This is a genomic window from Pedobacter planticolens, from assembly GCF_014172375.1.
In the GTDB taxonomy this organism is placed as follows: domain Bacteria; phylum Bacteroidota; class Bacteroidia; order Sphingobacteriales; family Sphingobacteriaceae; genus Pedobacter; species Pedobacter planticolens.
Genome location: NZ_WNXD01000001.1, coordinates 90,530 through 111,111, shown reverse-complemented (window position 1 = coordinate 111,111; position 20,582 = coordinate 90,530). Strand labels below are relative to the sequence as shown.

Sequence of the window (20,582 nt, the reverse complement as noted above, 5' to 3'; positions counted from 1 at the left end):
GTTGATTAAAATATTTTATATATGTCAATTGCCATTCAAAAATGGCTAATAAATCTGATGAAATTTTACACAGAGAAATATCAGAAATAGACTATCTATTGGTATTGCACATTACAGAGTTAAGGATAAAAAAAGGTCTAACTCAACTTCAGCTATCTCAAAAGATGAAACTTGCAGACGGGTTTGTATCCAAGGTTGAGACATTAACTGAGCGAGCCAAATATAATATCCGTCATTTACCTTTATTAGCTAAAGCGTTAGGAGTTGAAATAGAAAATCTCATACCTCAGAAATCTCCTATTTATGACCTTGTGATACTTACGTTAAAGAAAACTAATAAAATAAACAATGATGGTTCTATCTCTACGAAGAAGGTAATAGAGGTAATAAGTATTGAGCCAATTAGTAAAAATGAAGATTAAAAAACAAAGAGCTTGTTGTACTTCTTGAGGAGCAACCTTCAATAGTATGCTCAGTCAAAAATGACTAATTAAAGATGAGTTTTTAAAAAAACCTATTGAAATTAAAGAGATTAAACAATTTTTCCTACAGTATGGATGGGTTTATACCAGTTCTGCAATCTCCATGGTGATGTCGCGAATACCTGATTTAATCAAAATTGAACCTCATCCAACCAAGAAAGGTACTTTTGTTTATTCTAGAAAATAAGCTCAAATATGGAATTCAAAGAGATTACATAAATGAAATCATATACCTAAAACTAGCTGATCATTTTGGACTTTCACCAAAGGATTTTATTCCCGAAAAACCACAATATAAATTCTTTTTAAGGGTTACCTAATTTTAAAAATTGTTTGAAAAAACCCAATTTTCAATCCTTATTTTAATTTATTCAATTTGTAATTTAATTTTAGGTAAAAGAATTGTCTTATGTTGTTGCTTTGGCTGTGTATTTCAGTGAAAGTATCCACCCTGTTTCGTTCCAAACTGTCCAGCCCGATCAGGGCTTTTTCTTTTTAGCAGTATCCCATCCAGTGGGATCTATTGCAGCCTGAACCCGACCATCCTAAACTCCATCACCATGCCTTTTGCGCAGCAAAAGCAGATAAGCACCTCCAGAACATCACCAAAAAAGGGTAATAGATATTGATCAGACAACGGCCGAAAGCCGTGCCTTTTTTAAGCACTTATAGCAGCCAGGATTTCTTTTCTGTACAAGGACCGATCATTGAGTCCAGAAGGTATTTTCAGAGTCTTAAAACGCCTTAAAATCAGCCGATTGGACACTTTGGAGCGAAAAATGTGGCCACTTTGGAGCGAAAAATGTGGCCACTTTGCAAAAAAACAGGTGGCCACTTCTGGGATAACCCCCAATGATCATAACCTTCCAAAAAGAACAACGTTAAGATGCATCGAAAACCATCAGGTAATTTTCTTATTCCTTCATTAATTTTAACGACCTCTTCTTTTAAATCTGGCATTTCCATTTCATTATCATCTACCAAATCTTCATCGGAAACAGAATCAATCGCTACAAAATCATATTTTCTTTTTCTAATTGCAGTGATAGATTGATTAATTACTATCCGTTTTAACCATAGTCCAAAAGTTACTTCTTGCCTGAAGTTTTTAATATCACTAAATACCTGTATAAATGAATCCTGTAATATATCCGCTGCCTCATCTTTATCATTTAATATCTTAACTGCCACATTATACATTGATTTAGCATATAATTTGTACAATCTGTAAAAAGCATCCTGATTTCCAGATTTGCATTGGGTTACTAAATCATGTTGTTGATCAATTACTAGGCTCATATATTTGGATTCAGTTAAGAGACGAAATGAAAATGCATTTGCTGCACAATTTTCTCAAATAAAATTTATTTTATTGATAATGAACTCTTTACAATAAAGCAAGAAACCATATTTTCCATAAATCGCGTCTGATCCAGGTGATAATAAATTATTTCTCTAGTTTGAGTATAAAGAAATAATACGCTGGATTGGTCATTTAATGCTAGAAACTTATCTTGAAGTAAGTCGATCCATTTGACTAACCATGGTATTTCTAAGCTATCACTCAGTGTAGAAAACATTTCCGACAAAACATCTTGATTTTCTTCATATCTATCTTCAATTAGTAGTTCTTACAATATTGCATTTTTTTTCTTTCGCCAAAAAATATCTTAAACTTAAATACTTTACCATTTGAAAAACTCTCCCAAACTATATGCACAATTTTCAGTCTTAGATATTTTGAATGGACTATAATGCTATCATGAAAAGACTCCATCTGGCTTCGATATAGCACAATGAGTCCACAACACATCACAAGAGCCTCAAAACGCCTTAAAATCAGCCGAATGTTCAATTTAGGGCAAGATAAAGTGCAAACTTTGGAGCGAAAAGATGTATCAAAAGCTCGTCATCCTATATATCGTTAACAGTTTTCTTATATTTGATAACACAATTCATACGATGAATAACTATTAAAATTGAAAAGGCGGCTAAAACATTTTATTGAGCAGAACGGTCTTGATTATCCTATATTGTATTTAACTGTACTTTTAATCATCGCTACATTAATATTTCAAAATCGGGCATTATTTATAGGGTATATATTTGGTCTATTTTTAACGTTGTACATTAGCAGAGGTTCAGCAAGGAAAACAAGAACCTTAATACTCATATTTTTAAGCTTAATTGCTTCATCCGTTAGTATTGCATTCCTGTTTAAAACAGATTCTACAGAAGGAAGGTTGCTAATCTATAAATTATCATCTAAAATTCTGTCTGAGAACTTTCCGAAAGGAATAGGTCTAAATAATTTTGACGTTGCTTATGGTAATGCTCAAATTGACTATTTTAAATCCGGACACTATTCCCAAAAAGAATTTATGCTGGCAGATAATATTATACATGTATATAATGATTATTTGGAGTTGATTATAGAATTAGGATGGATTGGACTGGTTTTAATTCTCACCTTCTTGATATCAATAGGTTTCCTAGTAAACAATGCTTTAAAGAATAACGTAAAAAGCCCAATCTTACTGTTTATTGCATGTGTTCAGATTATCGCAATTTCTATTGCCTCGTTATTTACATTTATGATTTATCAGGTTCATTGGCAATGCGTGCTTCTGATTTCCTTTTTGATCGTAATTTATTTTAATGGATACCTCCGTTTAAAACCGGTATTAATTCTGGGAGTAATTCTTACAGGCTCTTTAATGGCCTATCATTTTGGTCGCTATATTGTTTTTAAAAATGACTACGGTAAGGCCGCTGAAGCTCTTTCTCTTTCCAAAGGCGGATATTTTGATGATGCCAATAAACTATATAAAGAGGTGTATCCAAATCTAAAATACGACAATGCAATAACAGCATCATATATTCAGTGCTTAATGGATAATGAAGAATTTGAAGAGGCAGAAGAGCTACTAGCAAATTTATTGCAAAGAAATAATAGTTCTGTTAATTATGATTTGCTAGGTAATTGTTATGAAAAACAGCACAAAATCAAACTAGCAGAAACAGCGTATCTAAATTCTATTTACAAAGCCCCTAACAGGTTTGTTGGCAGATTCCATTTGTTTTTATTATACCAAAATACAAATCAATCCAAAAAAGCCAAGCGTATAGGTATGGAGATTCTAAAAATGCCAGTTAAAGTTCCCTCAAACACTATAGAATATTTTAAGGCGACAGTTAAAAGTGAACTGCGTAAATCAGACATGCTCAATAAAAAAGCGTAATGCCAAAATAGGTTACAATCGTGTCTATTTTAATGATTTTATTATTGTAATTAAAGCATAATATAGCCTCAGATAAGGTATTAGTGCTCTATGCAAAAATTAATTAATAAAAGGTCATATTTTTTATTTCTATTTATTACCTATAGTTGTATTATATGCAGTTGTAAACAAAATCCAGAAAAGGTATCAAGAATTTTATCGCTTTCAGGTCAAAATAAATCTGAACTTGAAAAAGTTATCGCTTATTTTGAGGCAGAGAACAACCCCGAAAAACTAAAGGTAGCCTACTTCCTGATTGGAAATATGGAACAACAATTTAGTTATGAAGGTGAAGTTGTTGAAAATTTTGATGTTCTTTTTACCAAACTCGACTCTTTACATCAAAAAAAAGCCACACTATTAACCAATTCTCCAGTTTTAAATTCTATCTGGGATTCTTTGACTACAATTTATGGCTATCCAAACCTATCTCTTGCCGAGAAAGTTCCTGATTATAAAAAAATCAAAGCAGATTACCTCATTAACAACATTAATGAAGCTTATTATCAGTGGAAAAATAATCCTTTAATCAGCTATTTGTCTTTTGATGATTTTTGTGAATATCTATTACCCTATCGGGTAGGTACAGAACGAATTGAACCTTGGAGAGCCAAACTTTATCAGGCTTTTCAGCTGCAATTGGACGACAAAACCAAAAGTGACCAATTCCAGATGGCAAAAAGGATTAATGTGATATTGAGAGAAAACATAGCCTTAAACCATACCATCAACAAATATCCATTTGATATGACAGCCCGGCAAATGGAAATGGCTAAAAGAGGTGCGTGTAAACATTTAGTAAATTACGAAGCGATGGTAATGCGTGCAAACGGAATCCCAGTTGCAATTGATGAAGTGCCATTGTGGGGAAATATGGATAGAGGGCATCACTGGCTAACCATTATTCAGGATAAGAAAAAAACTTTTGCATTTAATGCAGCACAAGATCCATTTGGAGGATTAGATACTACTCCATATACTTTTGCTAAGGTATATCGACAAACCTCAACAGCACAAAATGTGCTTCCACTCTACCACGAAGATATCCCGGCTTCAATTTTAAACGATTACAAAAAGGATGTAACCTCAAGTTATACTAAAACCTTTAACATTAATATCAAGCTCAACTATCAATCAGGCAAAGGTTATAAACATGCCATCATTTGTACGTTTGCAAGGAGATGGGAAGCACAGGCATGGGGTAATCTTCAAGGTAATGTAGCCGAATTTAAGAATATGGGTACCAATGTAGTTTACATGGCTATGCTGTATGATGGAAACAAATTATTACCCGCAACAAATCCTTTTATATTAACCAATAAAGGAACTATCAGGTATTTGTACCCTGAAGCATCCTTACAGGATATTGTGGTCGATAGAAAATTCCCTAATTCTCGCTTAAATACACATAATGCCTCATCCTTATTGGGAGGCCAGTTTCAAGTTGCCAATACGGCTGATTTTAAAAATGCCCAATGTTTTTACACCATTTCTACTATACCAGCTAGAGGTTGCGATATTAAAGGGCCATTGAAAGGAAATTACCGCTATATCAGGTATCTGGCAAAAAAAGGAGAAAAAACCAATTTGGCCGAGATGGAAGTATATACTGTTAACCATAAACAAGATACTATTAAACTAAAAGGACAAATTTTAGGTGCTCCCATAATACCAACAGCTATTGGAACAAACTATACTAATGTTTTTGATGGCGACCCAGAAACCTATTTTTCTGGAGTGAAGGATAGTGTATCCTGGGCTGGTCTTGATTTAGGGAGCGCAAAGAAAATTGTAAAGATCAGGTTTTATCCAAGAAGCGATACAAATTTTTTAATACCAGGCGACGTTTATGAACTTTTTATGTGGAAAAAAGATAAATGGCTACCCTTAGGCAAGCAAATGACCAAAACATGGAAAGCAAGCTTTAGTCAAATCCCGGTAAATGCCTTGCTGTTGCTTCGTAATCATTCGCGGGGAAAAGAAGAACGCATATTTACTTACGATGACGGTAAGCAAGTATGGTGGTAAAAAAACAAAATAACCATTATATAATCAATTAAACTTTAACTATGATCTAATGCTCAGAAACCAAACAAAAACCAAGGTATTAATCACCCTCATTTTAGCAATGACGGTACTGGTGTATGCCTGTAGAAAAGATTTACTAAGCTCAACCGATCCCACTGACCCTGCCTACCGGATGGATGTAGATTTGGCCAGAAAAATTTACAGCGATTTAAAAAAAGAGAAGGGCGCACTGGTTAAACCCATAAAAACCAGCGGCGGTGCCCTAATGTCTTCCAATAAAGGTGGTGTACCATCAAATAACAACAACCGCAGGTATGCATTGTTTCAGAAAGCATATGAATCTGAAACTGAAAAGTCAACCTTGGTTGAAATACCAATTGTGTACAACCAGCGTTATTCTTTAACGGTAATTAACCCTAAAACAGTGGCCAAAACGAGTGTCACAGATAGGCAGCTAATTTTTAAATATAGTTTTGACCGCTTTTTGGTTTACAAAGATAAAAGCACGGGTAAGATCAGTACACGTATGTTAACTTACATACCCAGTATTGATTACCTGAAAAAACACCATAACAAAATTACGCACAACCAAATAAATAAGCTCGATGCTGATTTTAGTGGCTTTATTGAGTTTAAAGAATGGGATGGGACTGGGCTTTACCTACTTCAATATGAAAATGGCAAAAAAATCCGTTATTTTTCATTAAAAAAAGCAGTATCACAGAAAGCAAGTACGACCTTAGCTAAAACAGAAAACGTAGACACAATGAGCACTATTGGCTGTGAACCCGTACTAATTGAAATTTGGGGTGAAGCTTGTATTACTGTAGGCCCAGAAGAAGACGATCAAGAGCCTAAATGTGAACCATACTTAGTTGATTCGTATTACGTTATTCCTGTTTGTGATGATGAGCCGGATCCCTGCATTGATTATGGTATTTGTGATACAGGAGACCCTTGCATTGATTATGGTGATTGTGACTATGGCGATGATCCTGATCCAGACCCAACAGATCCGCCAGAAATCGAGCAGGATTCCTTAATTAAAAATTTCTGCGACGATATGACTCAGGCACAAAAAACAATTATAGAAAATGCAGTAAATGAATTAAAGACCTATGATTGTGCAACTGAATACATGTACAATCATTTCGATAATAAAAATACATCTTTTGGTTTTTGCATAGGTTCTGGTATAGGGAGTGGGTCTTATAGCCCGAGTAATGGCGGATTTAATTTTACTTCTGATGCGGCAGCCGGTAATATGTATATAATGGAACATGAATTCATACACGCCTACCAAGATGATGTTTACCCGAATGGAACAGAACAATATGGCCTTGGACCGAATGGTCCTTTAGATGGCTTTGTTAATATTGAGTTTGAACAAGCATTAATGAATGATATGATAAATTATGGTAATACAACAGCTTTTGATTTTAGTGGCGCAACCCAAGCGCAAAAGGATGCCTATCTATTATGGATAAATCAAACCACTAGCAATGGTACAACATATCCCAAGTTAAATCCGAGTGGTACAACTACCGAAATTGCTGCTTATAATACGTTTATGAGTAGTTATAATTCGTTTTTAGCTTCATATAATGCCTTATCAGGCAATCCTAATCATAGCACTGCCTTAAACCTATCACCTCAAGCCTTAATTAAACTTTTTAACAATATAAATAGAAACTGCTAATGAAAAATTTAATATATATTTTATTGACAATCACACTTTGCTCAAATTGTTTCGCCCAGGACACCTTAAAAGATGGCAAATATACACAAGACGGTAAAGTCTTTAAAATAACAAAAAGTACCTACTTAGATAAAACTTCGTTTTCTGTAAGCGTTATTGGTAGATTCTGGGATAAACCTTCTCCGCCACCAAAAAACCCTAATGGCTTTCGTACAAACAAAAAAGATATTCATTTTGATATTATTAAAGTTAAGAAAATCGTTAGTGATGTATTGAATGGTAAAAGGAATGATTTACAGCAAAATAAAGATAGAATAGATTTATCGTTTACTTTTTTGCAAGAAAATGGTTCTATAGAAAATATCTCTTATTTTTTTAATGGAAATACAAAAATCAATTTAAAAGACATTGCAAAAATAGATAAAGAGATCAAGAAGAATGTTAAGGCAACATTTACAGGCAATGACTATAAAAATTTCTACCTAATTCCTTATGGAATGGTAAGTGTAGTCTTTTAGAGAATTAGCTATACGAAAATGAATCTTGTTTTTCTTTATCACTTTTTTATTTTACATTAAAGGTTATGATGCGCTTTAAATATTTTTTAATTGTTTTATCTATTTTTATCATAGGTTCTAAGTATAGCTATGCACAAAAAGTTAGTGACACACTAACTACACTAACGGACACCATAAATATTTATGGAAAAGTGATTAATGAAAAAGGGGAAGTCTTGGTCGGGGCAAATGTGATCTCTAGAACTTTAGATGGAAAAAATAATTATAGAACTACAAAAACAGATAGCAATGGCCACTTTTTTCTAAAAGGCATTAATCCAATTGATACTTTGATATTTTATTATGGAATAGAGGATAAAATCGTTAGAAATATTAAAAGTAGATACCTGCTAGTAAAAATTGAAAGTCAGTCCAAGCAATATAGTGTCAGTGCAGAGCTTTCCATCTCAGCAAAAAAAAAATCATCAAATCCAAAGCTTTTGATGAAAAGAGTTGCCAAAGAGCCGACCTATACTTTTGATCGGGTTTACAATCCTCTACCCGCATTGTATCCAGGCGGGATGAATAAGTTGTATCAGTATTTGAAAAACAGTATTGTTTATCCTAAAGCGGCTATTGAAAATAATATTGAAGGTATTGTTAATATTGAGTTTACTATCAACAAAGAAGGTGTAGCAACAAATTTTTTAATCATCAATGATATAGGCTACGGGTGCTCAGAGGAAGCGATAAGAGCCCTTAAAAATATGAGGAAATGGATTCCAGCAATGAATGAAGGTAAATATTTTCCACAACGAATTTCTTTGGAAATTCCTTTTAAGCTAGTGGAATAACTTCTGGCATTGAGTTTAGATTTCACCTACCTTGGTCTATAGCACACAGAATGCTTTTGTTTAGGTATTCTGTGCCGCTGACCATGGGAATAGAAAATTAAGCCTAAAGTTAACCGGCATGGGGCGACAGGCTAAACAAAGAGCGATTGAAAAAGGAAGTTAGAGAAAGAGAGGGCTGTATATTTGACTAAAATAAAAATTGATTTCTCTTCAATTTTCTTCTTTCTCACTACATTTCTCGGTAAATTGGAACGCTTATGAAAGTATCATATCTGTCTTTTGACAAGTCAAAATGGAAACACTTCCTTATATTAAGCTATTGTTTAGGCATATCCATATTTTCTTATAGCCAGGTTAATCTACCCATAGATTCTTCCCTCTCAAAAAAGTTAGCTCTCTATCAGAAAGCAATCCCAACTAACCTGCTGTTTGTACATACCGATAAGACGCTATATACAAATAACGAGACCCTATGGTTCAGTGCTTATCTAGTAAAATCTACTCCAGAATCTTTAAAAGATCATAGTGTACTATCAGTGGCAATAGTTAGAGAAGATGACCGCAAGGTTGTACTGGAGGCAAGCTATGGTATGCAATACGGATTAAGCCATGGCAGCCTTACCCTACCTGATTCCATTAGACCGGGTAATTATCAGTTCATCGCTTCCACCAACGTGCAAAACAACACTAAACGCCCCCTTGCCATATTTACCCAGTCCATTACCATAAAAAGCACAATGGAACAAGATTTTAGTGCCAGTTTAACCTTATTAGATACTACTGTTACTAACAATGGAGTAAGAGTGCAGGTAGCAGTAAACATTAAAAATATCGACCCAAAAAATAAACAACGACCAATAGTAGAATATAGCCTAGACAAGGGAACTAAACAATCTGCTGTACTAACAGAAAATACCTACACCATTCAGATACCCAAAACACAGTTAACAAATGGTGAGCTCGTATTAACAACAGCTGTAAAGTACAATAATAAAATGCTTTACCTCAGCACCCGTCTTCCCGCAGTAAAAACCCAGCAAATCAATGTTAGGTTTTTCCCAGAGGGAGGAAGCCTTGTAGAAGGCTTAGAAAGTAAAATTGGTTGGGAAGCAAAAACCTCCAATAACTTGCCTATTGCAGTAAATGCTATACTATTAGAAGATGGGAAGCCAATGGATACCGTATCGACGAGCAGCTATGGTATGGGCAAATTTAAGGTAATGCCCAAGGCTAAAAGCAATTATACGTTAAAGATCTTGTCAAACAACTTTCTAGAAAATGACACCATTTACCAATTCCCTACCATATTGCAAAATGGTATTGTCCTCCAAGTTCCTAATGCAGTCATCAACGATACGTTAAGGATGAGCCTGTTCAGCAGGGAAGTACGAAAGGTAAGGGTCATCGTCCATAACTATACGGAGGATTTTGCTTCTTTCAGTGTTTCCACAAAGCCAGGAGGATACAAAATGGCCATTCCATTACCTGCCATAACAAAGGGCCTGGCTACAGTTACCATATTGGATGAACAAGGGCGACCTTTGGCAGAACGTCTTTTCTTTGCCCGTTATAATGATAAAATAACTGCAACCGCTAAAAGTGATAAGGCCATTTATGGTAAAAAGGAAAAAGTAATCCTTAAGCTAAAATTAAGTGATCAAACAGCGAAACCTATCCAAGGCATAGTATCCTTAGCAGTAGTTCAGGACAATCGCCTAGAAAGCAGCAAGCAACAGGATATAGAAAGCTATGTATACCTAAACTACGACCTTGGAAATCTGCCACTAGACCCAGTGGGAAGAGGCTTTGATAATAAAGCCTATCTAGAAGATATTTTTTTAATAAAGAGCTGGCGCAACTATACCTGGCAAGCCATGATGAACACGACTATACAAGACACTACGCAGCATCCAAAACTTCCACCAATTATTGCCAGAGTAAAATACAATGAGAAGGAATTGAAGAACCCTGTAATCTTGGCCATCCTTAGGGATAGCTTAGCTGGGCTGGTCACCACCGAACCTGATGGAACATCAATCTTAAATCCTAATCAATTATTGGTTACCGAAGGACGAAAAGTTCTTTTGTCCATCAACAAGAAAATCAATACGGGCTATACTGTCGAGATTGATGATCCAGGCAAGGTAGCAAATACAATCCTTGCCGAACACATCGATATCCCAAATCGAGGAATCGCTAATACAAATCAGAATAGCACTGATCAGGTATTGAAAGGATTGGAAAAAGCAATTGCCTTACAAACGGTCACTATCAATGCAGGCAAGGATAACTCACTTTATGGGACTTCTGGCCCAAAAACAATAAATTCATGCGGGGATTACGTGTGTGCATTCAAAATCCTAAACTGTCCAATACATTACGGCGACTCTAGAAATCGAGCACCAGTGAAAGGAAAGACCTATTATAGCACTACTGGACCTAGTAGTGTATACCTTGGTTGCGAAATGGACAAACCCATTGATAGGCTCTTTAGGACGGATGGTATCTATAGGGCAAGGCAATTTTATGGGGTAGATACCAGCCCAGATGGCTTGTTAGACCTACAATACCTGCCCACGCTCTTTTGGAAACCAGGAATCATCACTTCTGCCAAAGGAGAAGCGGAGTTTTCCTTTTATACTGGGGATATCTCTGGAAAATTTCGAATCGTGGTACAGGGAATTAGTCAACGGGATATGATTTATGGCGAATCCAGCATTACCGTTAAATAATCCTAATAAGGTCAAAGGAATTGCTACTATTATTAAAATCATTATTTGTTATAGTATTATTGAATTTAAAAAGAAACAGCTTTCTGATTTTGCGGCCTATTGCCTTTATCCTTTATTGTTTGGTCGGTTTTCTGCGCTATATGGGGTAATTTCTTCGATTCCTCTATCAACAAATCGGAAATCTCTTCCTTAATTCGATTGTAGTTCTCCGTTACATCTAAAGCTGAAACAATTTTAATAATTGGAATATCCTTATAACCAGCTTCTTCTTTTGCAATCGCCTTATGATTATTCTGAATTTCGCAATGGAACATCTTCAGTTTGATCTTCTGTTCTGGATTATCTGCAACAACCCCTACAAATTCTCCTGATGAAAGTGTAGCAATCTTGCTTGCTGGAATGGCATAATCCATTTGTGTTGCCTTGGTAATGGAAGTATCTGAACTATTAATACTCATCGAATCCTTTTGCTGGGAAATCTTCCCAAAATTCTCCGATAATGTTTTAGCGGTCGAATTGGTCACCTGTCCACTGATCACATTGCCGACTATTCCAGTAATTACGTCCGCCTGTTCTGCACCGTAATCTTTCTTGAGCTGGCTAAAATCCTGAACTGCTAAAGCTGTGGAAACCTTGTTGCTTCTGGCAGTAGCAATTAAGCTATCCATATTGTTAAAATAGATCGTCGGAAACTCATCAAAGATCAGACTGCTTTTTAGTTGCCCCTTTCGGTTCACCAATTTGATCATAGTGGAAATGTAGAGTGACAACACTGCGCCATATACCTGCAATTTCTGCGGATTGTTTCCCACACAGATGATTTTTGGTTCCTCCGGGTTATTGACATCAAGCGTAAAGTCATTACCGCTCAACACATAATAGAGCTGAGGTGAGGCCAATCTAGCTAAACCAATCTTTGCCGAAGCTATCTGTCCTTCGAGTTGTGGCATGGCATCCCTTTGGTAGGCCGAAATAAACGGATTCATCAGTACCTTGATCTCATCCTGGGTTTCCAGCACCGCAAAAAGCTGGTCATAGTCTGACTGCATCAGCTCAATCACATGGGGCAAGGTGCAATACTTTCCATTTCCATATTTCCGCAAATACCAGATACAGGCCGTTAAGAAGTTGATCGGACTTTCCACAAAGAAATCTCCCTGCTTTTTGATCCAATCTCTGTTTAGCCCCATCATAATGGTACGCGAGGCTTCGGTCGCATCGGTAATATCTTCCATACTTTCTGGATGCAGGGGATTACATCTGTGGGTACGGTTGAGATCATCAAAATTGATCACAAAGAACTTGGGTTTGATGGGATAATTCTTGGCGTATTTCAACAATTTGTTGTATGCCAGTTTGCTCAGATCATCAAACTTAAAATCATATAGGAACATGGAAAATCCCTTTTTGAGATGCTGGTCAATGATGTGGCGGATAACGAAATAACTTTTACCTGCTCCCGGAGTTCCAGCAATTAATAGCCCACGAAATGGATTGATTACATTGATAAAACTATTACGTATTTGTTTTCCCAATCTGTATTTGGCTGGAAGGTTTATTGAATACTCATTTTCGAGCAATCGTTCTTCCTGCGGAAAGGTTTCATTTTCTTCATTGAAAATATCCTTGTTCAGTTTATCCTTGATCAACCTACTTAATTGCCCGCCACCAGTCAGGATGAGCATATAGCCAACCGAAGTAATACCGACGTAACAAATGGCAATAACCGAAGGACCAGCTGGCAAATAAAACACAAACACCGCAATAAAATAAAGAAGCAAACCCGTCAGTAAAAAAGCAATGATGCTTTTAACCTCAATCTTTTCATCTTTTTTGCCCTGTACCCCAATTAGCGAAATAAGCAGTAATAACAAACAAGCAAGTTTTGCACGCCAAATTCCTGTAAAGAGTCCAGTCTTAGAAATATTTTCGATGATCCGATCGGTGATGCTTGCCGTAAATCCCCAACCAGCAAATGCCTGATAACAGCACAAATAGAAATGGATGGATAGTATAAATAAACCGATAAGCCTTGTAAAATCAATGATTTTTCTTAGCCCTTGTATGTCTTCACCTGTATTCATTTTTATAGGTTTTGCTGGTTAGCTTTTTTCTTTTTCTTCTTTTTTCCAATGGCAGTTGGCGCATCATAATCTGCCTTTTCCATTAAAGGCTCTAATGGGTTTCCGATAAAATGGGTTGCTTGATTTGGTTTGAGATAGGTTCTGATCTGATCTTGTGCCGAAAACTTTTGGGTGATCGCCCTTGCGCTATAATCCTTTCCAAGATCACTGCCATTAAAAACGGTTTTGAGCTTATGGTCAACAAAGGTCAATCCGTAGATCATTCCCTTTTCGTTCTGCCTAAACACTATCCCAATCTGCTGTTTGGCAAGTTCATTTACAAGCGTATTTCTGGTAACTGTATTGTATTTCTGCAATACCCAATCTATCCGCTTCTTTAAATTTTCCTTTAAAGGTTTCCTCTTTTCCATACCTGCCTGAAAATTCTTCTCCAAATTCTTTAGCGTAGGCTGGTCATTAAAACTGCTCGCCTTAATCGGTACGCCTATCGGATTTCGTTTTTCATCAAGGATGGAATACAGCAATCCCTTTTTCTCAAACATGGTCGTCTCTTCATTTCCGCGGTTTGCCCTGATATTGAACTGCCCGAGTATAGCGTTGAATTCAGCAAGTGAGGTAAATGCGTAATTCTGTCTCACTGACAGCATGATGGAATTGATAATCTGTTTGGTTGGTTGCTTTCCATAAACCGCAGGTTTAATCGTTAACGAATTACCTTGTTTTCTTCCCTCGGCCTTGATAAGATTAAATTCGATCTCAATGGCTTTTCTCGCTGGTTCGGAAACCAGCCTGCCCATATTGTGGGTGAATTTCCGTTTGCCGTCTTTCTGCATCAACGTAGTTGCAATATGAATGTGGGGATGGGCAGCATCCAGGTGCTGATAGGCTATGAACGGTTGCTCACCGAATCCGATCTGCTCCATATAGGTCTGGGCAATCTGCTGCAGCTTTTGCAGGTCCAATTTGTCGGAGGCATCAAAGTTTAGGCTAATGTGCATCGCATTGGTTTTGATAGTCGGGTTCAGATCGGTGAGATTTTTAAAGCGCTGGATTTTTTGGTTAAGGTTCAACCTGTCGATATCCACCGCAAACCCGCTCGCCAAAATAATTTTCGCTTCACTCTTCTCGACTTTGCTTTCATTGTAGATCAAAATCCCCCGCATACTTCTACCGAATTTTATTTTTGCAACCATCGTTCTGCCAGTTTGGAAATGAGTTCAAAAAGCCTTTCTACTTTGCCCTCGACCTTGGTAAAAAGTATTAAAGTCTGGTCACTATGGAACTTCTTTTCGGCATCAGTTTTACAGGCATTGAAATACCTTGTCTGCTGGTTAATGTTTACCCCAATTGCTTTTAGTTCCTTTCGGATCAGTGCCATTTCTTCCATCGGCGCATTCATGCTCGCATCCTTATAAAAGCAGTTGATCTTTTGGCTGGTCAGGATTTTCCTTGCCACTTCTGCTATGCTCTGGCAATCGCTTTCAACTAGTAGCTTATTCAACGTTTGATGCAGTCCATCGTTTACCCGAATGATCAGATTGTGCTTTAACAGTTCATCTTCGCTGGTCTTTTTCTTTGACATTTTCTACTACTTTTAGAATTACGAGTTCCGAGTAATTCTCCGGCCAAAAGGACGGCAAGATTTCCAATGCGCATGCATTGGTACATCTTGCTGCAAACCCAGCGTTTGCCAGAATTACCTTAATAGAAATCAAAAGACGTTCGTTCATTCTTTCAACCCAGGCACAGAATCAAATTTTCTTAGCAACATTGGATTGCACATCAGATAATTTCTTTACCCAAAGTTGCAGAGATGTTTTTATGGTAATGGATTATGACCTGGGTTATAACCTACATTAATTTGAAGCAATCTATAAAAGAGGAAAAACAATTTGGTGAGAGTCTGCTACATTTAGTATTTAGGGTTATAACCCTGTTCATACACCTATTCATAGGTGTACACTTGCAATCTTTGTCAGATACAAGATAATATGAAAATCCAAAGCCTTGACCAGTTACCTGATGCCCTCCAAGCAGAGCCGTCCGATAAATTGTGCAGGGGCAATTATGGGGACAAGGAAACCTTGGAGGAAATCATTAAATCCCTAATAGAGGTCGTCTCAACCCTCTCGCAAAAAATGGATCGCCTGGACGAAGGATTTAACCGGATAGAATACATAAGCAAAAAAATCAACGAAATACATTCACTGCACTTCCCAAAAGATGCCCTTGAGAAAGAAAAAAACCTGACGGAAAAATTTCTCGCGGAAATATTGCTCGGCATACCAAGAAAACGCAAAAAATAGCCTTTTCTAAATTTTCGGGATAGTTTTATCGTTCTTCACAAATTTCAAAAGATCCTTTAGATAAGTTTCGGTCTCAACCAGACTTCCATGTCTGTTGGCAGCACAGATTTCGGCCAACGTCCATCCCGCCTTAAATTTCTTTACATTGGAAAAATGCTTGAAGGAATATAGTGTGTAGTTTTTCTTATCGAGCTTTGTGGCCTTTAAGCATTTCTGGAAACGGTTGTACGGTGTATTTTCCCCTATCCTTTTTCCGCTAATAATCGTTTCGGTCGAGCCCAGTAAATAATCGGTCTCCTCATGGGAAGATAATTTAAGTGCTTTCAGTTCACGGCTCAGGCTTTCATCAATACTAACAGGCAAGGACTTTTTATTCTTGGAAATGCTTGCAGGAACGGTAATCACACGCTGAGCAAGATTGATGTGCTTCAATTGAAGATAGCGCAGTTCTTTAGGCCTGATGCAGGTATAGTATATCATCTTCACAAAGAAAAGACAATATTGGTCGTGCTCATTCAGCCATTTCATAATTGTCTTGAAGTCCTTATCGGAAAATACCTGATGCGATTCGGTCGGGATTTTTGTTCTGGTCTCGATATCGGTCACGGGATTTTCAGCGATATATTTATTGATCTTCAGGTACCTGAAATAATTGTTAAGGATGATCCTTGAGCTGTTATAGGTAACTCCAGTCCATTCGCGTTTCTTTTCCATGAAGTTCAGAAACTCGGTGATCTCATAATCTGAAATTTCACTTACCCTTTTATCAGGTCCATAATAGGCAACGAACTGATTGATCTTAGATAGATAAGATTGACGGGATTTCTTTCTTGTTCCCTTTGCAATATGGTATTCTTCAAAAAGATCCTTGGCGGCTTCTAGGGTCAGAGAGGACACCTGCCTTTTCAATCTATCGTTCGCTTTTTCATCAATCGGACTCCATCCGCCCTCTAAGGCAATCTTGTAAGCATCACATAACCTTGAAAACTGTTTTAGCTTTTCTTTTGGGTCTTTGAGCCTATTGAGGTTTTTGGTCGGTCTGAAACGTTCCATTTTATCGGTTTCAGCATTATGGAAAAAGAATTCCACATACCAGTTCTGTTTGGCCTCTTCCTTTGCCCACGTGCTGCCCTTTGGAACGGTTGTGATCCGTTTTCCTTTGACCAGTTTTGGAATGGTATAAGGTATATCTGGAGCTGCCATGTAATCCAAAGATAAGAACTGTAGCTGATTTTTGGCTGAGTTAACATCTGACAACCTACTAAAATGTTGATTATCAGATGTATTACAGGTTTTCGTGGAGAATGCCGGATTACCCACCGCTGTTTCTGGCCTAATTTCGGGGTTTTCCGAATTTGGCTGACTTTTGGCTGAGTAGGTATCTGACAACCTCCTAAATCGTTGATTATCAGATACGTTACGGGTGTTGGTGGAGAATATCGGATTCGAACCGATCACCTCTTCACTGCCAGCGAAGCGCTCTAGCCAAATGAGCTAATCCCCCAGGTGGATGGCAAAAGTAATTAAAAGTTTAGTGCTCACAAATTTATTTCTGGGAATTTCGGTGTTTAGAGAATTTAGAAACATTTTATTTTCAATTCTTATTTAAACACGTATCATTTTTGTTATTTATTGTTATTTTAGGAGTTAATTATGCGCTCAAAATTTACAGCTCTCAAATTCTCACTAGTGCTGGTGTTCATTCTCATGAGTACTATTTTAGTAGCGCAAACTCCAGGCGCCCCTCCTCCTCCAAAAGATATTTCAGAGATTAAATTTATGCCAGCATCAATTGATAAAGTAAATCAACTGGTCCGTTATTGCAGAAATCCAAGAATGATTTATTCTAGTGATTTAAAAAACTTACTTGAGGAAGCGCTACAATATACTCGAGATACAAAAAGAGATGAATTGACTGTTAGTTTACTTTCAGTTACAGCGATTGTAGAATTAGGCTTGGGTAATCAAGAAAATGCAGTAAAATATATTAAAGAAGCTGAAAGTTATTTAGGTCAATTACCAGAAAGGGCAGTTGTAAATCTGTTGTCTGATTTAACGAGAGTTTATACTCGGATTGGTGATGTTGAAAAATCAACTTTATATAATGATAAGCTTGAGGCATTTACAAAAGATAAACCTCAGTTTATTATACCTCGAGTATTGAATTTAAGAAATCGAGTTAACTTAGATTTGAAAACAGGGAATAACGAAAAGGTAAAATCTAATTACGAATTAGCGCTAAAATTAGCGAAGGAAAGTAATAATCCAGCTCTTTTAAAAGACACCCGTTTTTCGTATGCCAATGTGCTTATAAACATGCATAAAGACGATGAAGCTTTTACTATTCTAAAAGACCTTATTCCGGATTTAGAGAATGCGATGACGGATCGTACTGGTTCGTTTTTTGAAATTTTATCTAGAAACTATGAGAGAAATGGCGATTATAAGAATGCTTTCATCTATGCTGAAAAGACATTTAATTTACCTAATGCTACTACTCAACAAAAAGGAAATAGCATTAGTAAAATGATTAATTTGTCATTTTATTTAAAGAATTACAGCAATTTCGAGAGTTATTATGCCGACCATAAAAAGCATGGTATGGATCAAAACAGTTTACATTCTCGTAAGCTATATCAGTTAGCAGAAGGCCGATATTTTGATGCTAAAGAAAACCACAAATTGGCGAAAACAAATTACACCAAGGCTTTTAAGCTAAAAATGAACAAACAATTTTCTCCAGATATTGATGTTGAGATTTTGACGGGACTGGCTAGTTTATATGCTCGAGAAGGGAAAAATGATTCGGCATCGTTATATTTTAAAAAAGCAGAAAATTTAATCAAACAATATTCAATGCCGCCTGCTACACGGTTTATTTATGCGAATGCCTTGAAAAACTTCACTCAATATAATACGGTTGGGCAAGATACATTGATTAAAAACCTTAAGCAGGAAATGCACTTGAAAGACACGTTGTATCACATGAGTTTATCTAAAATTTCAAATGAACTCGCAACCAAGTACAGCGTAAATGAAAAAGAGAAAGAATTAGAACTGGCAAAAAAACAAAAACAAGTACAAGAGCTAGAACTTAAACAACAAAAACAACGAAATTTATTAATCATCATCGGTGCTACTATAGCGGTTTTATTGCTTGGCGGTGTGGCTTATATTTTATCACAACGTAAAAAACAAGCTTTACTTTTGCATAATGCCACGCTAAGCGATTTAAAAAAACAGCATCGAATTGATATCATGAACACGCTTACCGATGCTCAGGAAGAAGAGAAAAAACGAATAGCTGGGCGATTGCATGATGAGGTTGGCGCCATGTTATCTATCGCGAAGCTAAATATTAATACATTGCAGGATAATGTGTTTGTATCTGGTAGTGGTGCGGAAAATAAATTGGCAGTTACTAAAAATTTAATGAATGATATTAGTGAGACGGTAAGAAATATCAGTCATGCTTTAATGCCAATAGCACTCGAAAAGTATGGATTTAAAGCAGCTATTTTAGACCTCCTCACCAATATAAAAGCTGCAAATAGCTTACGTGTAGAGCATGTGATTGAAGGATTAGATGACACTAAAAATTGGCCACAGAACTTTACACTTAGTGCTTATCGCATTATTCAGGAAATATTAAATAATGCCATTAAACATGCACAAGCCACTCATTTATTTGTGCAGATTATTGAGTTAGATAACGCGATAACGATTTATATTGAAGACAACGGAAGGGGAATTACTGATGAAAATACGGAGACCGAAGGTGTGGGAATGAAATTATTACAAACTAATATTGCTTATTTATCTGGTAAATTAGAGATAAAAGGAGAGCCAAATGCAGGTACTTTTGCATTGATTGAACTACCCATACCAAACGCTATAAAACCATGAAAATCAAATTGATATTAGCAGATGACCACCCTGTAGTTTTACAAGGTATAAAGGCTCATTTTAGTAGCGATGAGCGATTTGAAATTATTGCAATGGTAAATAATGGGCTAGAACTTTTAAATTCTTCGCTATTGGCTGATGCAGATATTATCCTTTTAGATTTAAATATGCCTGGTTTGGATGGGCTTAAAGCTTTAAATGAATTAAAAGATAAAAGGATTAAAGCTAAAATTATTGTCCTTACAAATTACCACTCGTTTGAACTGGTAAAAGATTGTAAACATAGAGGTGCAAGTGCTTATATGGTGAAATCTGATGACCTACAAAACTTAGCTGATATCATTTTAAAAGTACTGGATGGAAAAGAGGTTTTCCCGAGTTTTGATGAAAGAGAAATGCCAGAAACTCAATTTTCTTATTTCGATGATTTCTTAAAAAAGTACAAATTAACCAAAAGAGAGGTAGAAATTATTCGCTTGGTTTGTCAAAATCTTAGAACTAAGGATATTGCAGAGCGTTTATATCTTTCGGAATTTACAGTGCACACACATCGAAAAAATATTATGCGCAAATTAGAATTATCAGATTCTACGGTGGCGCTGTATGAGTTTGCGCTAAAAACCAATCTAATTAGTTCATAAGGTTAAATATTTAGCCACAGATTAACAGATTTTGAATGTCTAATATTCTGTATTAATCTGTTAATCTGTGCC

Annotated in this window: 15 protein-coding genes and 1 tRNA gene; 10 read left to right on the top strand and 6 right to left on the bottom strand. The window is 36.3% G+C overall.

Translation table 11 applies throughout. The features are described 5' to 3' along the window. Positions 1 to 41 precede the first annotated feature (41 nt). On the top strand, positions 42 to 422 hold the full coding sequence (locus GM921_RS00440) for a helix-turn-helix domain-containing protein (RefSeq protein WP_182920642.1): 381 nt from the start codon (positions 42 to 44) through the stop codon (positions 420 to 422). A gap of 810 nt (positions 423 to 1,232) precedes the next feature. On the opposite strand, the gene GM921_RS00435 is transcribed toward GM921_RS00440, so the two are convergent. After that, a complete protein-coding gene (locus tag GM921_RS00435) occupies positions 1,233 to 1,781 on the bottom strand; it encodes an RNA polymerase sigma factor (RefSeq protein WP_182920641.1) in 549 nt (182 codons plus the stop codon). A 680-nt stretch (positions 1,782 to 2,461) separates the two neighbouring features. Here GM921_RS00435 and GM921_RS00430 point away from each other — a divergent pair. The 6 genes from GM921_RS00430 to GM921_RS00405 all read left to right on the top strand — a co-directional run bounded on the left by GM921_RS00430 (position 2,462) and on the right by GM921_RS00405 (position 11,573). Beyond that, the gene (locus GM921_RS00430) at positions 2,462 to 3,724 is read left to right on the top strand and encodes an O-antigen ligase family protein (protein ID WP_182920640.1); all 1,263 of its coding nucleotides are present in this window, start codon (positions 2,462 to 2,464) and stop codon (positions 3,722 to 3,724) included. 90 nt (positions 3,725 to 3,814) lie between these two features. Continuing rightward, positions 3,815 to 5,791, top strand: a complete 1,977-nt coding sequence (locus GM921_RS00425; RefSeq protein WP_182920639.1) for a transglutaminase domain-containing protein — start codon at positions 3,815 to 3,817, stop codon at positions 5,789 to 5,791. Positions 5,792 to 5,840: 49 nt separating this feature from the next. Then, on the top strand, positions 5,841 to 7,490 hold the full coding sequence (locus tag GM921_RS00420; protein WP_182920638.1) for a hypothetical protein: 1,650 nt from the start codon (positions 5,841 to 5,843) through the stop codon (positions 7,488 to 7,490). Continuing rightward, positions 7,490 to 8,008, top strand: coding sequence for a hypothetical protein (locus tag GM921_RS00415; RefSeq protein ID WP_182920637.1), 519 nt, complete (start codon positions 7,490 to 7,492; stop codon positions 8,006 to 8,008). The genes GM921_RS00420 and GM921_RS00415 overlap by 1 nt, the downstream gene beginning before the upstream one ends. 65 nt (positions 8,009 to 8,073) lie before the next feature. Beyond that, entirely contained in the window at positions 8,074 to 8,841 is a 768-nt protein-coding gene (locus GM921_RS00410) for a TonB family protein (protein WP_182920636.1), read from the top strand. 257 nt (positions 8,842 to 9,098) lie between these two features. Further along, the gene (locus GM921_RS00405; protein ID WP_182920635.1) at positions 9,099 to 11,573 is read left to right on the top strand and encodes a hypothetical protein; all 2,475 of its coding nucleotides are present in this window, start codon (positions 9,099 to 9,101) and stop codon (positions 11,571 to 11,573) included. Positions 11,574 to 11,638: 65 nt separating this feature from the next. Here the strand turns inward: GM921_RS00405 and mobC are convergent, their stop codons facing one another. The 3 genes from mobC to GM921_RS00390 are packed head-to-tail and all read right to left on the bottom strand — an operon-like array spanning position 11,639 to position 15,239. Beyond that, complete coding sequence (mobC, locus tag GM921_RS00400; protein WP_182920634.1) at positions 11,639 to 13,657, bottom strand: conjugal transfer protein MobC; 2,019 nt, start codon at positions 13,655 to 13,657, stop codon at positions 11,639 to 11,641. Positions 13,658 to 13,659: 2 nt separating this feature from the next. Next, positions 13,660 to 14,850 carry a relaxase/mobilization nuclease domain-containing protein gene (locus tag GM921_RS00395; RefSeq protein ID WP_182920633.1) on the bottom strand — a complete coding sequence of 397 codons (1,191 nt, stop codon included), beginning with the start codon at positions 14,848 to 14,850 and terminating at the stop codon, positions 13,660 to 13,662. Next, entirely contained in the window at positions 14,835 to 15,239 is a 405-nt protein-coding gene (locus GM921_RS00390) for a mobilization protein (RefSeq protein ID WP_182920632.1), read from the bottom strand. The genes GM921_RS00395 and GM921_RS00390 overlap by 16 nt, the downstream gene beginning before the upstream one ends. Positions 15,240 to 15,648: 409 nt before the next feature. Between GM921_RS00390 and GM921_RS00385 the strand changes: the two genes are divergently transcribed. After that, positions 15,649 to 15,963: a hypothetical protein gene (locus tag GM921_RS00385; RefSeq protein ID WP_182920631.1), complete on the top strand. Its 315-nt coding sequence runs from the start codon at positions 15,649 to 15,651 to the stop codon at positions 15,961 to 15,963. A 6-nt stretch (positions 15,964 to 15,969) separates the two neighbouring features. Here GM921_RS00385 and GM921_RS00380 read toward each other — a convergent pair whose 3' ends face one another. Further along, positions 15,970 to 17,166 (bottom strand): tyrosine-type recombinase/integrase, encoded by a 1,197-nt coding sequence (locus tag GM921_RS00380; protein ID WP_182920630.1) that lies wholly within the window; start codon positions 17,164 to 17,166, stop codon positions 15,970 to 15,972. Positions 17,167 to 17,390: 224 nt separating this feature from the next. After that, positions 17,391 to 17,467 (bottom strand) — tRNA-Ala (locus GM921_RS00375). A 203-nt stretch (positions 17,468 to 17,670) separates the two neighbouring features. Between GM921_RS00375 and GM921_RS00370 the strand changes: the two genes are divergently transcribed. Continuing rightward, positions 17,671 to 19,869, top strand: a complete 2,199-nt coding sequence (locus GM921_RS00370; protein ID WP_182920629.1) for a sensor histidine kinase — start codon at positions 17,671 to 17,673, stop codon at positions 19,867 to 19,869. Next, entirely contained in the window at positions 19,866 to 20,510 is a 645-nt protein-coding gene (locus tag GM921_RS00365; protein WP_182920628.1) for a response regulator, read from the top strand. Before GM921_RS00370 ends, GM921_RS00365 begins: the two co-directional genes overlap by 4 nt. Positions 20,511 to 20,582: the final 72 nt, after the last annotated feature.

Excerpts from the sequence above, each read along its gene's own strand:
- GM921_RS00440 (WP_182920642.1), top strand. The coding sequence starts at position 42 with ATGGCTAATAAATCTGATGAAATTTTACACAGAGAAATATCAGAAATA.
- GM921_RS00435 (WP_182920641.1), bottom strand. The coding sequence starts at position 1,781 with ATGAGCCTAGTAATTGATCAACAACATGATTTAGTAACCCAATGCAAA.
- GM921_RS00425 (WP_182920639.1), top strand. The coding sequence starts at position 3,815 with ATGCAAAAATTAATTAATAAAAGGTCATATTTTTTATTTCTATTTATT.
- GM921_RS00420 (WP_182920638.1), top strand. The coding sequence starts at position 5,841 with ATGCTCAGAAACCAAACAAAAACCAAGGTATTAATCACCCTCATTTTA.
- GM921_RS00415 (WP_182920637.1), top strand. The coding sequence starts at position 7,490 with ATGAAAAATTTAATATATATTTTATTGACAATCACACTTTGCTCAAAT.
- GM921_RS00410 (WP_182920636.1), top strand. The coding sequence starts at position 8,074 with ATGATGCGCTTTAAATATTTTTTAATTGTTTTATCTATTTTTATCATA.
- GM921_RS00405 (WP_182920635.1), top strand. The coding sequence starts at position 9,099 with ATGAAAGTATCATATCTGTCTTTTGACAAGTCAAAATGGAAACACTTC.
- mobC (WP_182920634.1), bottom strand. The coding sequence starts at position 13,657 with ATGAATACAGGTGAAGACATACAAGGGCTAAGAAAAATCATTGATTTT.
- GM921_RS00395 (WP_182920633.1), bottom strand. The coding sequence starts at position 14,850 with ATGGTTGCAAAAATAAAATTCGGTAGAAGTATGCGGGGGATTTTGATC.
- GM921_RS00390 (WP_182920632.1), bottom strand. The coding sequence starts at position 15,239 with ATGTCAAAGAAAAAGACCAGCGAAGATGAACTGTTAAAGCACAATCTG.
- GM921_RS00385 (WP_182920631.1), top strand. The coding sequence starts at position 15,649 with ATGAAAATCCAAAGCCTTGACCAGTTACCTGATGCCCTCCAAGCAGAG.
- GM921_RS00380 (WP_182920630.1), bottom strand. The coding sequence starts at position 17,166 with ATGGCAGCTCCAGATATACCTTATACCATTCCAAAACTGGTCAAAGGA.
- GM921_RS00370 (WP_182920629.1), top strand. The coding sequence starts at position 17,671 with ATGAGTACTATTTTAGTAGCGCAAACTCCAGGCGCCCCTCCTCCTCCA.
- GM921_RS00365 (WP_182920628.1), top strand. The coding sequence starts at position 19,866 with ATGAAAATCAAATTGATATTAGCAGATGACCACCCTGTAGTTTTACAA.